Source organism: Pseudomonas sp. B10 (assembly GCF_900156235.1).
Lineage (GTDB): Bacteria > Pseudomonadota > Gammaproteobacteria > Pseudomonadales > Pseudomonadaceae > Aquipseudomonas > Aquipseudomonas siliginis.
In genome coordinates this window covers 3,412,720-3,424,924 of sequence record NZ_LT707063.1, presented here as the reverse complement: position 1 = coordinate 3,424,924, position 12,205 = coordinate 3,412,720, and the positions used below count along the sequence as shown (strand labels likewise).

The 12,205-nt window shown below is 61.2% G+C and carries 12 protein-coding genes and 1 pseudogene; 6 read left to right on the top strand and 7 right to left on the bottom strand.

The window, feature by feature from the left end:
• The first annotated feature begins 120 nt into the window (after nt 1-120).
• Together BXA01_RS15610 and BXA01_RS15605 are read left to right on the top strand one after the other, a co-directional pair.
• Nucleotides 121-1,071, top strand: coding sequence for a response regulator (locus BXA01_RS15610; protein ID WP_076564604.1), 951 nt, complete (start codon nt 121-123; stop codon nt 1,069-1,071).
• A gap of 316 nt (nt 1,072-1,387) precedes the next feature.
• Entirely contained in the window at nt 1,388-2,284 is an 897-nt protein-coding gene (locus tag BXA01_RS15605; RefSeq protein WP_076564602.1) for a peptidoglycan DD-metalloendopeptidase family protein, read from the top strand.
• Between the two features lie 172 nt (nt 2,285-2,456).
• Here BXA01_RS15605 and BXA01_RS15600 read toward each other — a convergent pair whose 3' ends face one another.
• The 3 genes from BXA01_RS15600 to phoB form a co-directional block, all read right to left on the bottom strand.
• The gene (locus BXA01_RS15600) at nt 2,457-3,797 is read right to left on the bottom strand and encodes a hemolysin family protein (protein WP_016772486.1); all 1,341 of its coding nucleotides are present in this window, start codon (nt 3,795-3,797) and stop codon (nt 2,457-2,459) included.
• 123 nt (nt 3,798-3,920) lie between these two features.
• Nucleotides 3,921-5,207, bottom strand: coding sequence for a phosphate regulon sensor histidine kinase PhoR (gene phoR / locus BXA01_RS15595; RefSeq protein WP_231991049.1), 1,287 nt, complete (start codon nt 5,205-5,207; stop codon nt 3,921-3,923).
• A gap of 138 nt (nt 5,208-5,345) precedes the next feature.
• A complete protein-coding gene (phoB, locus tag BXA01_RS15590) occupies nt 5,346-6,035 on the bottom strand; it encodes a phosphate regulon transcriptional regulator PhoB (RefSeq protein WP_076564600.1) in 690 nt (229 codons plus the stop codon).
• A gap of 151 nt (nt 6,036-6,186) precedes the next feature.
• On the opposite strand from phoB, the gene BXA01_RS15585 reads away from it, so the two are divergent.
• The gene (locus BXA01_RS15585) at nt 6,187-6,570 is read left to right on the top strand and encodes a COG4315 family predicted lipoprotein (RefSeq protein ID WP_076564598.1); all 384 of its coding nucleotides are present in this window, start codon (nt 6,187-6,189) and stop codon (nt 6,568-6,570) included.
• A 115-nt stretch (nt 6,571-6,685) separates the two neighbouring features.
• Here BXA01_RS15585 and ubiA read toward each other — a convergent pair whose 3' ends face one another.
• On the bottom strand, nt 6,686-7,576 hold the full coding sequence (gene ubiA, locus BXA01_RS15580; RefSeq protein ID WP_076564596.1) for a 4-hydroxybenzoate octaprenyltransferase: 891 nt from the start codon (nt 7,574-7,576) through the stop codon (nt 6,686-6,688).
• Nucleotides 7,576-8,136, bottom strand: coding sequence for a chorismate--pyruvate lyase family protein (locus BXA01_RS15575; RefSeq protein ID WP_076564594.1), 561 nt, complete (start codon nt 8,134-8,136; stop codon nt 7,576-7,578). The genes ubiA and BXA01_RS15575 overlap by 1 nt, the downstream gene beginning before the upstream one ends.
• Before the next feature lie 201 nt (nt 8,137-8,337).
• Between BXA01_RS15575 and BXA01_RS15570 the strand changes: the two genes are divergently transcribed.
• The 3 genes and pseudogenes from BXA01_RS15570 (at nt 8,338) to BXA01_RS15560 (ending at nt 10,139) form a co-directional block, all read left to right on the top strand.
• Nucleotides 8,338-8,505 (top strand): rubredoxin, encoded by a 168-nt coding sequence (locus tag BXA01_RS15570; RefSeq protein WP_016772491.1) that lies wholly within the window; start codon nt 8,338-8,340, stop codon nt 8,503-8,505.
• A 19-nt stretch (nt 8,506-8,524) separates the two neighbouring features.
• Nucleotides 8,525-9,673 carry an NAD(P)/FAD-dependent oxidoreductase gene (locus tag BXA01_RS15565; protein ID WP_076564592.1) on the top strand — a complete coding sequence of 383 codons (1,149 nt, stop codon included), beginning with the start codon at nt 8,525-8,527 and terminating at the stop codon, nt 9,671-9,673.
• Between the two features lie 190 nt (nt 9,674-9,863).
• Nucleotides 9,864-10,139, top strand: a pseudogene (locus tag BXA01_RS15560) (HU family DNA-binding protein).
• Nucleotides 10,140-10,235: 96 nt separating this feature from the next.
• Here the strand turns inward: BXA01_RS15560 and BXA01_RS15555 are convergent.
• Together BXA01_RS15555 and BXA01_RS27480 are read right to left on the bottom strand one after the other, a co-directional pair.
• Nucleotides 10,236-10,592, bottom strand: coding sequence for a hypothetical protein (locus BXA01_RS15555; protein WP_024014828.1), 357 nt, complete (start codon nt 10,590-10,592; stop codon nt 10,236-10,238).
• 94 nt (nt 10,593-10,686) lie between these two features.
• The gene (locus BXA01_RS27480; protein ID WP_331717073.1) at nt 10,687-12,201 is read right to left on the bottom strand and encodes a lipase family protein; all 1,515 of its coding nucleotides are present in this window, start codon (nt 12,199-12,201) and stop codon (nt 10,687-10,689) included.
• Between the last annotated feature and the right edge of the window lie 4 nt (nt 12,202-12,205).

The window sequence follows — 12,205 nt, the reverse complement described above, 5'->3', positions numbered from 1 at the left end:
GATCGGAAAGCGCATTAAAAAGCAGCACCCGCGAACGAAAAGTCCCGGCGTGACTGAAGAGTTTTGGCAATGTGCCATCAGCCAGCGTTATGCTTGCCGGGATTTTAATAGGGGTGTTGGATGAGCAAGATCAGTGTGTTGGTCGTGGACGATGCTTCGTTCATTCGTGACCTGGTGAAAAAGTGCCTGCGTAATTACTTCCCGGGGATCCGCACCGAGGACGCCATCAACGGCAAAAAGGCCCAGGCGATGCTGGCCAAAGAGGCTTTCGACCTGGTGCTGTGTGACTGGGAAATGCCGGAAATGTCCGGCCTCGAACTGCTGACCTGGTGCCGCGAGCAGGACAACCTCAAGACCATGCCGTTCGTCATGGTCACCAGCCGTGGCGACAAGGAAAACGTCGTGCAGGCGATTCAGGCCGGCGTATCCGGTTACGTCAGCAAGCCGTTCACCAACGAGCAGCTGCTGACCAAGGTCAAGCAGGCACTGAACAAGGTCGGCAAGCTCGACACCTTGATGAACAGCGCGCCTACCAAAATGAATTCGGCATTCGGCAACGATTCCCTGAGCGCACTGACCGGCGGCAAGCCGGCCGTGGTCGGCGGCGCTGCGGCCAGGCCTGCCGCTGCTGCCCCCGCTCCAGCCGCTCCAGCCGCTCCAGCCGCTGCACCGTCGCGCGGTTTGCTCAACAGCCCGCCAGTTCAGGCGCCCGGTGCATCCAAGGCGCCGGTGGGCGGTCGTGGTCAGGGCCAGTTGCGCCTGCCGAGCGGTACTCAGCAATGCGTGATCAAGGCCCTGAGCATCAAGGAAGCGCTGCTGGTAGTGAAGCGCACCGAAACCCTGCCGCAGATCCTCGACAGCGCCGTGCTTGATCTGGAGCAGGGCGATAACGCCGAGATCGCGCGCCTCAATGGTTACCTGCACGCGATCGTCGCCCACGAGCAGAAAGCCGACAGCGACTGGCTGCAACTGACCTTCCGCTTTGTCGACCAGGATGCGCAGAAGCTCGACTACATCTCGCGCCTGATCGCCCGTGGCACGGCGCAGAAGCATTTCGTACCCGGCGCGTAAGCTTCGGCGCCCGATAGGCCGCCTTCGCGAGCAGGCTCGCTCCCACCCTGGAACGCATTCCAAATGTGGGAGCGAGCCTGCTCGCGAAGGGGCCAGCCGAAACACCACTTGTCTCCCGTGCTCTGATCGTTCCCACGCGCAGCAAAGGAATGCCTCAACCGGACGCTCCGCGTCCTCTGTGCAGGGGACGCAGAGCGTCCCGGGCTGCATCCCCACGCAGAGCGTGGGGACGATCATTTGAAACATCTGTCGACTAGCCTGGTCTGTGTCAGCTGCTAGGCTGATTCCCAGGCCTTCCTTCGACAGACTTTTGCCCATGCTCGCGCGCCTGCTGTTTTTCTGCGGTCTCTGCCTGGCCTCCCAGCTGGCGATGGCCATGACCATCTACAAATCCACCGATGCCAATGGCGTGGTCTCGTACAGCGACCGCCCGAGCAAAGGCGCGAAGGTGTTCGTGTTTCAGGATCGCATGGTCGAGCGTCTCGACCGCCAGGTGTACCTGGACATCAAGAAGCAGAAGGGCGTTGATGTAGTGTTTGCGCGCAACGATTTGTACGCGCCGGTCGAGGTTGCCCTGGCCTTCATTGGCACGAGCAATGTGCGCGGCGTGCCCGCGCGGGCGATCCGTCGCGTGCTGCCGCCGCGCAGCAACACACGGCTGGCGCTGCTGACGGCGATCAGTCGTGACCAGCCGCTGGTGTATTCGCCGCAGTTCCAGTATTCGCTGGGCGACCCCGCAGGCAGCGCGCAGAGCTATCGCTATCCGCTGCCCTGGCGTGGCGGGCCGTTTCGCCTGAGTCAGGGCGCCAACGGCCAGTACAGCCACTACGGGCCGAAGAACCGCTACGCCATGGACATCGCCATGCCGGTGGGCACGCCGATCATCGCCGCGCGAGCGGGAGTAGTGGTGAAAACCGAGAATTCCCAGAGCGGGCGCGGTACCGATGCCTCCGGCAATTTCGTCCGGGTGCTGCACGACGACGGCACGATGGGCGTGTACCTGCATCTGAAACAGGGATCGGTGAGTGTGCGCGAAGGACAACGGGTCAAGGTCGGCAGCCCGCTGGCGCTGTCCGGCAACACCGGCAACAGCAGCGGCCCGCACCTGCATTTCGTGGTGCAGCGCAATACCGGCGAAGGGCTGGTGTCGATTCCCTATCAGTTCAACCAGCCGCTGGGGGCGTTGCCCAACTTTGCGTTGGGCAAGCAGTAGGCGCGATAGGGTGTTGAGGGTTTTTGTGGCGAGAGGATTTATCCCCGTTGGGCCGCGAAGCGGCCCCAAATATTGCAACTCTGTACTAACTGACTGCATTCAATGGTTTTGGGACGGCTGCGCCGTCCAACGGGGATAAATCCCCTCGCCACAAGAGCCCCCCAAACTCCCATCAATCGAGCATCAACACCTTGGCCAGGACAATCTTTGGCCCTTTCATCTTCTTGATGATGATGCGCAGGCCTTCGACTTCCAGCACTTCTTCCTCTTCCGGCACCCGTTTCAGGGTTTCGTAAACCAGTCCGGCAAGGGTTTCCGCTTCGATGTGATCAAGATCGATGCCCAGCAGGCGTTCGACCTTGAACAACGGCGTATCGCCACGCACCAGCAACTTGCCCGGCTGATAGGCGAGGATGCCGCGCTCTGCCTTGCGGTGTTCGTCCTGAATGTCGCCGACCAGCACTTCCAGCACGTCTTCCATGGTCAGGTAGCCGATGATGTTGCCGTCAGCCTCCTCGACCACGGCGAAGTGCGAGCCACCCTTGCGGAACTGCTCCAGCAGTTGCGACAGCGGCATGTGCCGCGATACGCGCTCCAGCGGGCGGGTCAGCTCGGCCAGGTTGAACGACTCGGGAATGTGGTCCAGCGCGGCCAGTTCCAGCAGCAGATCCTTGATGTGCAGCAGGCCGACGAACTCCTGGCGCTCGCTGTCGTACACCGGATAACGGCTGAACTTGTGGCGACGGAACATCGCCAGGATTTCCTTCAGCGGCGCGTTGAATTCGAGGGTGATCAGGTCTTCGCGGGAGTTGGCCCAGTCGACCACTTCCAGCTCGCCCATTTCCACTGCCGAGGCCAATACGCGCATGCCCTGATCGCTGGGATCCTGGCCACGGCTGGAGTGCAGGATCAGTTTCAGTTCTTCGCGGCTGTAATGGTGTTCATGGTGCGGGCCGGGTTCACCTTGCCCGGCGATACGCAAAATCGCGTTGGCGCTGGCGTTGAGCAGGTAGATCGCCGGGTACATCGCCCAGTAGAACAGGTACAGCGGCACCGCCGTCCACAGCGACAGCAGCTCGGGTTTGCGGATCGCCCACGACTTGGGCGCCAGCTCGCCGACCACGATGTGCAGGTACGAAATGATGAAGAACGCGGTGAAGAACGACACGCCTTTGATGATCTCGGGCGAGTCGACGCCGACCGCGCTCAGCAGCGGCTCGAGAATATGCGCGAACGCCGGTTCACCGACCCAGCCCAGACCGAGAGAGGCGAGGGTGATGCCGAGCTGACACGCCGACAGGTAGGCATCGAGCTGACTGTGCACGGTGCGCAGGATGTGTCCGCGCCAGCCGTGTTGTTCAGCGATGGCCTCGACCCGGGTCGAGCGCAGTTTGACCATGGCGAATTCCGCTGCAACGAAAAAACCGTTGAGCAAAACCAGGATCAGAGCAAAAAGAATCATGCCGAAGTCGGCAAAAATGGTAGCGAGGGACAAGCCAGGGGAAGGGTCCATGATGGAGTTTTGCGGGTTCCGTGTGATTCAAAAGTAGGGAGAAACAGCGCCTGAAAAGCAGGCACAAGTCAGCCAATGTAGCGGCTGACCGTGCGATTGCCTAGTGGCGTGTGCCGGGCGGGATCACTCGGCGGCGCTGATCGCCCGTGCGCTGGCCACCTGGGCCGGGGCGAAATGGCAGGTGAACGTGCTGCCGTGGCCGGGCACGCTGCTGATCTCCATCCGCGCGCGGTGGCGCAGCAGCACGTGCTTGACGATGGCCAGGCCGAGGCCGGTGCCGCCGGTGTTGGAGTTGCGGCTCGAGTCGACGCGGTAGAAACGTTCGGTCAGGCGCGGCAGATGTTTGCTGTCGATGCCGATGCCGGAATCCTGCACGCTCAGGTGCGCGCCCTGATCGTCGCCCCACCAGCGAATGCGGATGTTGCCCTCGGCCGGGGTGTACTTGACCGCGTTGAACACCAGATTGGAGAACGCGCTGCGCAACTCCGCTTCGCTGCCCTTGAGCAGCACTCCGGCATTGGCCTCGAGGCTGATGCGCTGGTTCTTCGCCCCGGACAACTGCTGCGCATCGCTGGTGATCGATTGCAGCAACGTGTCGATCTGCACTGGCTGGTTGTCCGACGGATAGTCTGTGGCTTCCAGTTTTGCCAGCAGCAACAGGTCGTTGAGCAGCGTCTGCATGCGCCCGCCCTGTTGCTGCATCTGTTGCAGGGCTCGGCTCCAGCGCGGGTTCACTTCCTCGACATTATCGAGCAGGGTTTCCAGATAGCCGCAGATCACCGTCAGCGGTGTGCGCAGCTCGTGGGAGACGTTGGCGATGAAATCCTTGCGCATCTGTTCCAGCTGATGGATGCGCGTGACATCGCGGACCAGCATCAGGTGTTCATTGTTGCCGTAGCGGGTCAGGTACAGCTGAATGCGCACGCGATCGTTGGTCGGCGAAGGGATTTCCAATGGCTCGGCGAAGCTGTCCTGCTCGAAGTATTCCTTGAAGCGCGGATGGCGCACCAGGTTGGTCACCGGTTGGCCGCTGTCCTGCGGAGTCTTCAGGCCGAGCAGGGTTTCCGCAGCGCGGTTCCACCATTCGAGGTTGCCGTCGCTGTCGAGCATGATCACCGCGTCTTTCAGCGCGGCGGTGGATTCCTGCACCCGATCGATCACCGCTTGCAGACGCCCGCGCACCCGTTGGTCGCGGCGTTGCAGGTGATAGATGCTGTCGAACACCTCGCCCCACAGACCATAGCCATCGGGCGGTGCTTCGTCGGGTTGATGCTGGCGCAGCCATTCGTGCAGACGCAGCAATTGCTTGAGCGTCCAGGCCAGATAAAGTCCCAGGCCCGCCGCGAGGCTCCAGCCGTAATAGCCGGTGATCAGGCCGATCACCAGGCAGGCGGTGACCAGCAACAGCATGTGGCGAATCAGGGTGCCATGCCAGTTTTGATTCACAGAGGCGTCCTTAGCCGCAGCTTCAAGTTTCAAGCCGCAAGCTCCAAGCTAAAGCGGATCGGCTGTTACTTGCCGCTTGTAGCTAAAAGCTTGCAGCTGCTTTTATGCTTTTGTAGAGAACCGATAACCGGTGCCGCGCACGGTTTGTACCAGATTTTCGTAAGCGTCGCCGAGGGCCTTGCGCAGGCGGCGGATGTGCACGTCGACGGTGCGCTCTTCGACATAGACGTTGCCGCCCCAGACCTGATCGAGCAACTGGCCACGGGTGTACGCGCGTTCCTGATGGGTCATGAAGAATTGCAGCAGGCGGTATTCGGTCGGGCCCATCTCGGCGGGTTTGCCGTCGATGGTCACGCGGTGGCTGATCGGGTCGAGCAGTAGGCCGCCGACTTCGATCGGCGCTTCGCCATCGGTCGGTCCGGCGCGGCGCAGCACAGCCTTGAGGCGGGCGACCAGTTCACGCGGCGAAAACGGTTTGGTGATGTAGTCGTCGGCGCCGACTTCCAGGCCCTGAATCTTGTTGTCCTCTTCGCCCTTGGCGGTGAGCATGATGATCGGGATGTCTCCGGTCAGCTCGTCACGCTTGAGGCGCCGGGCCAGTTCGATGCCCGAGGTGCCGGGCAGCATCCAGTCGAGCAGGATCAGGTCCGGTTTGCGGTCGACGATGATGGCGTGAGCCTGCTGCGAGTTCTCTGCCTCGAGGCAGTCATAGCCGGCCATTTCCAACGCCACGGCGATCATTTCGCGAATGGGCGCTTCGTCGTCGACGATCAGAATGCTACTGCCAACCATGCCTTAATCCTCTTGTCATTTAACTGTCTTGCGCCGCATTAGATAACGGAATTATTGCAGTAGTGTGACAGTATTTCAGGCGCGCAACATTTGCATCCATCCTCGACTAAGCTCTAAGTCCGAATCCTGACAACCACAAAAGAAGGTTTCCATGACTCAGATGACTGCTTCGTTCAAAGCCCTGCTGATGGCCGCCGCCCTGACAATACCGGGGCTGGCCATGGCGGCCGATCCGGCGATGGAGAAGGACGGCATGTACACCGACCACAAGGGCATGACCCTGTACACCTTCGCCAAGGACTCCGCTGGCAAGTCCGCGTGCAACGACAAGTGCGCGGCAAACTGGCCGCCGTTGATGGCGCAGGCGGGTGACAAATCCATGGGCGACTGGACGGTGATCAAGCGTGACGACGGCGCGATGCAATGGGCCTACCAGGGCATGCCGTTGTACACCTTCGTGATGGACAAGAAGGCCGGCGACATGACCGGCGACGGCAAAATGGACGGCGCCTGGAAAGTCGCCAAGGCCAAATAATCACGGTCCAAAACCCTGTGGGAGCGAGCCTGCTCGCGAAGCGTTGTGTCAGTTATCGCAGAGGTGACTGCCATGACGCCTTCGCGAGCAGGCTCGCTCCCACAGGTGTCATGCATCAGCGCAGCGCGTAATCCAGCACGATCCCGACAAATATCGCCAACCCGGCCCAGTGGTTGTGCAAGAAGGCCTGGAAGCAGCGCATGCGGTCCTTGCTGCGTGTGTACCAGAACTCCCATGCATAACATCCCGCAGCTACCAGCAAACCGAGGTGGAACCAGATCCCCAGCTCGAACTTCGACCCAGCCAGAATCAGGCAGGCCAGCGACAATGCCTGCAAGCTGAGAATGATCACCCGATCTGCCTCGCCAAACAGAATCGCCGTGGATTTCACGCCGATCTTCAGATCGTCATCACGATCGGTCATCGCGTAGTAAGTGTCGTAGCCCACCGTCCACAGCAGGTTGGCAATCCACAGCAGCCACGCCGCCGCTGGCAACTCGCCGGTCTCGGCGGTAAAGGCCATTGGCATGCCCCAGGAGAACGCCGCGCCCAGCACCACTTGAGGGTAGTAGGTGTAGCGCTTCATGAATGGATAAGTGAATGCCAGCGCCAGACCGCCGAGCGACAGCCAGATCGTCGGCGCATTGGTGCACAGCACCAGCAGAAAACTGATGCCCATCAGCACGGCAAAGAACACCAGCGCTTCCTTCGAGCTGATCCGGCCAGCAGCAAGAGGTCGTTGCGCGGTGCGTTTGACGTGGCCGTCGACCTTGCGGTCGGCCCAGTCGTTGATCACGCAACCACCGGCACGGGTCAGCACCACGCCGAGGACGAAGATGACAATGTTGGCCAGCGACGGCGAACCCTTGCCGGCAATCCACAATGCCCACAGCGTCGGCCACAGCAGCAGGTAAATGCCGATCGGCTTGTCCATGCGCGTCAACTGAACGAAATCCCAGGCGCGCGGGTTCAGACGGTTGAGGGACTTGAGCAGGCTCTGATACATCAGCAATTCTCCGGATGGGCGCGGGCGGCGTCCCACAGGCTCGGCAGGAAGATTTCCGCGACCAGGACGCTCAGCGCGCCACGGTCGAAACGCGAACGCCGGCCCCACAACTCAGGAGCTTGCACCGCTGGCGGCAACCATTGTTCAGGGTAGTGGCAGACTTCAATCGCGCGGCGCTGAAATGCCCGATCGCAAAACAGCAATTCGCCCAGCGAGCGGCTGCCCAGTTCATCCATGTGCAAACCATCGCCTTGCAGAGCCGCCCGCGAGGCGACGCTGCGGGCAAACACCCAGGCTTCGCCATGACCACGCAAATACACCTCACGCACCCAGCCTTCGCTGCCCTCGGCCAGATCCAGCGCCGCGCATTCATCAGCGCGCAGGGTGTCCCAGCCTTCGAACAACGGCGACACGCTGAAGCCATCCTCGGACAAACGGGTCAAACGGCGGGTCAGCGAGCCTTCGTCGAACAACCAGTCGAGGGTCAACGGATCGGGGCGGGGCGTCAGGCGGTCTTGGGTCAGCCAGAGCGGGGCGGGGCAGGCATTTGAATGTTGCACAATGAGTCATTATTGGCCGCAAATGAGGCCGCGAGCTTACCATGGCAGGCGACAGGATTGAGCGGCGCCGGCCGCCGTTGCGCCGAACAGGCTTGCATCTGCGCGGCACCCTCAGTACAAAACGCCCTGAGCAGGATGGCAGCGCAACACCCATCGACCGTCCGCGCCGGCACTACGCCTGAACCCTGAGGAAGTACCTGAATGAAGAAGTGGCAATGTATCGTCTGTGGCCTGATCTATAACGAGGCCGATGGCTGGCCGGATGACGGCATCGCGGCGGGCACCCGCTGGGAAGACGTACCGGCAGACTGGCTGTGCCCCGACTGCGGCGTCGGCAAAATGGACTTCGAAATGATTGAAATCAACTAAGCAAATAGAGGAGTAAGGCATGAGCGCACCAGTCGTCATCATCGGCACCGGGCTTGCGGGCTACAACCTGGCCCGCGAGTTTCGCAAGCTCGACAGCGAAACCCCGCTGCTGCTGATCACCGCCGATGACGGCCGCTCTTACTCCAAGCCGATGCTCTCCACCGGCTTCGGCAAGAACAAGGACGCCGACGGCCTGAGCATGGCCGAACCCGGCGCCATGGCTGAGCAGCTGAAGGCCGAAGTGCGCACCCACACGCGCATCAGCGGCATCGATGCCGGCCACAAACGCTTGTGGATCGGTGAAGAAGCCGTGCCCTATCGCGACTTGATTCTGGCCTGGGGCGCGGAAACCGTGCGCGTGCCGATCGAAGGCGACGGCGCGGAACTGGTGTTCCCGATCAACGATCTCGAAGACTACGCGCGCTTCCGTGCCGCAGCGGCGGGCAAGCGTCGGGTATTGTTGCTCGGCGCCGGGCTGATCGGCTGTGAATTTGCCAATGACCTGATCCTCGGCGGCTACGAAGTGCAATTGGTCGCGCCATGCGAACAGGTCATGCCGATGCTCTTGCATCCTGCCGCTGCGGCGGCCGTGCAGGCCGGGCTGGAAAGTATCGGGGCGAAGTTTCACCTCGGCCCGGTGCTGACCCGCCTGGAGAAAGTAGTCGATGGCCTCGAAGCGCACCTGTCCGACGGTCAGATCATCCCGTGCGATGTGGTGGTCTCGGCGATCGGTCTGCGCCCGCGCATCGATCTGGCAGCGGCTGCCGGCGTGCAGATCAATCGCGGCGTGATGGTCGATCGTTACCTGAAGACCTCTCACGCCAACATCTACGCCTTGGGCGACTGCGCCGAAGTCGACGGGCTCAATCTGCTCTACGTGATGCCGCTGATGAGCTGCGCGCGCGCGTTGGCGCAAACCCTCGCCGGAAACCCGACCGCGGTCAGCTACGGGCCGATGCCGATCACCGTGAAAACCCCGGTGTGCCCGCTGGTGGTGTCGCCGCCACCACGGGGCAGCGAAGGCGTTTGGAGCGTCGAAGGGCAGGGCGCCGACGTCAAAGCGCTGTGCCACGGTGCCGACGGTCAGTTGCTCGGTTACGCCCTGACCGGCGGGGCGGTCATGGAAAAACTGGCCCTGAACAAACAGCTGCCGCCGCTGCTGGCGTAAATGCCGGTCGTTCTGTCGCAAACACCGCTCTTTTGCCCCGACAAAGGTCTTGGGGAGACTGGCGCCGCCGTTGGCGGCGTGCCATTCTCACTCCCGTCTGCCGCAGAGTAGAGCCTGCGGCGCCTTGGGCGCTGTTCCAACGAGAACAGCACGGACATAACAACAAAAAACCGTCAAAGGGGCTTCACTAATGCGTAAACCAGAACTCGCCGCTGCAATCGCCGAAAAGGCAGACCTGACCAAAGAACAGGCCAATCGCGTCCTCAACGCCGTCCTCGAAGAAATCACCGGCGCCCTGCACCGCAAGGACAGCGTGACGCTGGTCGGCTTCGGCACCTTCCTGCAACGCCACCGCGGCGCCCGCACCGGCAAAAACCCGTAGACCGGCGAACCGGTCAAGATCAAGGCCAGCAACACCGTGGCGTTCAAGCCAGGCAAATCGTTGAAAGACAGCGTCAATCCTTGATGGCGGCGTGCTCCCCTGAATGACGGGGAGAACCGCAAATGAAAATGGGCACACCGATTGCGGTCGGGTGCCCATTTTTTGTGGCTGTCTGTTGGCTTACTGGCGTCGGAAGCAGGCCTTGCCGTTGCCGAAATCCACGGCCAGGCAGTTTGGCTCGATCGCCAGTTGCAGGTCCTGGAACAGTCCGCCCAGATCGCTGTTGGAGGCAGGCTTGGTTTTGCTTTCCAGCAGTACTGTCTGGTTCTCGACTTTCCAGGTGCCTTTGGCAAAGCCATCGGCGCTGCCATACGCCACACCGGCATCAAAGGTGCCGTCCTTTCGCAACAGCAACTCGGCGCCCATTTCCATTGCGCCGGTCAGGTAGTAATGGCCGTCCAATGGTGGGGTTTCCGCTGACGCATGGGTGATGGGCAGCCACATGAGCGCGGCGAAAAACAGTGGTTTCAGTTCCATGAAATGAAGCTCCTTGGCAGTTGTAGTAGAGAGATCGCATTTTCGAGCGTTGGATTCTGGCACAGCCATGTTTTGCCCGCCCGTTGTTCAGGCGCTACACAATCGAATCAATATCCAGATGAAACGGCGCGCCAACCGTATGCCCACCGGTCATCGCGGCGATAGCGGCGTCGTGGTCTTCAGCGGCTGGCGGAATCATCGCCAGTTGCTCCTGAACCAGGTTTTCAGGGTGGGCGTTCCAGCGCAGCAGACTTTCCTCGACCCATTCGGGCTGGTCGGCATAGCTGCCGTAAACGTCGGTCTCAGTGACCCGTTGACTGCGCAGCGCTGTCAGGCGGGCCTTGGTCATGCTGATCTTGTCTATTTCCTGATTGAGTATCAGCGTCTTGTGCGCGCGCTCCTGCTCTCGCACGTAAGAACGGTGGTTGTTTTGCAGATCGCGCTTAACGACCCGCAGCTGTTGCTGAATATTCTCCAGGGCGCTGCTGATCCACTCGAATTCGCGATTGGTCACCAGCGAACGCTTGCGCTGCAGTGCTTCCTGCCAACGGCGCAAGCTGGCCCAGCAGCCGGGGATGTAGCTGCCGACCATTGAGTGGTGACCCCGGTCGAACAACTGCCGCAGAAACGATCCGCGTTCGGGCAAGCCGTTGGTAGCGCGCAGGGCCTTGGCGCAGCCGTGATCGACGATCGTGCTGCAACCCGGCTCCCAGAGAAGGGAGGATCGGTGGTCCTTGTCGAACTCAACGGGCATAAAATGGCGCAAAGCACCGTGATGCCCATAGTCGTCGCCAAAGAAATTGATGATTCCCCAGATCAGCAGGCCGAGGCCGGCGACCGGGTTGAAGCCCAGCACCACGGCGTTGGTTGCGTACATCGGCCCAGGCTTGGCGAAAGTATTCATCCATGTGGCGGGAACGCTCGGAACCGGGTCGTTCTGATTGACGATGCGGTGGTGGGCCAATGCTTTGGCGCTTTCGATGAACGTGGTGTCACCAGCGCGGGGGGCGCCGTAGGTGTAGAGCACGATTTGCGGGGAAAACTCCAGGTTGCGTCTCAGCATCTCGGACAGGATCAGTGCAACTGCACCGCCCAGACTGTGACCCGTGATCAGCAGCTTTTGCCCGCTGTAGAATTTTTCCAGATAAGTCACGATAAATGGATAAGCCGCCAAAGCGCCACCGTAGAAACCGCGGTGCACTTTGCCTTCTCCTTCCTGGAACGGAACCTGATAGGCATCTCCATCACGCAGACCGTCGGGCCAGATCTCACTGGTACCGCGTACGCTGATCAGGATCAGTTCGTCGTGGTGGCAGATGAAGGCCTGAGTGTCCGTGCTTTCGACCTGTTTGCGATCATCGAAAAAATGCAGTCTGGCGGGGTGTTCTTGTTGGTTCCCTAACGCGGGGTCATTCACTTCGGGGTAAAGGTTCGGGTCGAACGGCACCACTTCCAGGCGTTTCGAATACGGTACGTCTTCGTACAGTGGGTAGTATTTCTGCGTTTGCGAGTCATCGACCTTCCACAACTCGTCGAACTGCGGCAGCGCGTGGCCGAACCAGTTGCCGCTGCTGGGCTGTAGCGGAAAGCTTACCGTGTCGGTCTGCACCGGT

What these genes read in the sequence shown, in the direction of transcription:
- BXA01_RS15610 (WP_076564604.1), top strand. Translation starts at nt 121, where the DNA reads ATGAGCAAGATCAGTGTGTTGGTCGTGGACGATGCTTCGTTCATTCGT.
- BXA01_RS15605 (WP_076564602.1), top strand. Translation starts at nt 1,388, where the DNA reads ATGCTCGCGCGCCTGCTGTTTTTCTGCGGTCTCTGCCTGGCCTCCCAG.
- BXA01_RS15600 (WP_016772486.1), bottom strand. Translation starts at nt 3,797, where the DNA reads ATGGACCCTTCCCCTGGCTTGTCCCTCGCTACCATTTTTGCCGACTTC.
- phoR (WP_231991049.1), bottom strand. Translation starts at nt 5,207, where the DNA reads ATGCTGTTGCTGGTCACCGCCTGCCTGGTGATCGGCCTGATCACCGGC.
- phoB (WP_076564600.1), bottom strand. Translation starts at nt 6,035, where the DNA reads ATGGTTGGCAGTAGCATTCTGATCGTCGACGACGAAGCGCCCATTCGC.
- BXA01_RS15585 (WP_076564598.1), top strand. Translation starts at nt 6,187, where the DNA reads ATGACTCAGATGACTGCTTCGTTCAAAGCCCTGCTGATGGCCGCCGCC.
- ubiA (WP_076564596.1), bottom strand. Translation starts at nt 7,576, where the DNA reads ATGTATCAGAGCCTGCTCAAGTCCCTCAACCGTCTGAACCCGCGCGCC.
- BXA01_RS15570 (WP_016772491.1), top strand. Translation starts at nt 8,338, where the DNA reads ATGAAGAAGTGGCAATGTATCGTCTGTGGCCTGATCTATAACGAGGCC.
- BXA01_RS15565 (WP_076564592.1), top strand. Translation starts at nt 8,525, where the DNA reads ATGAGCGCACCAGTCGTCATCATCGGCACCGGGCTTGCGGGCTACAAC.
- BXA01_RS15555 (WP_024014828.1), bottom strand. Translation starts at nt 10,592, where the DNA reads ATGGAACTGAAACCACTGTTTTTCGCCGCGCTCATGTGGCTGCCCATC.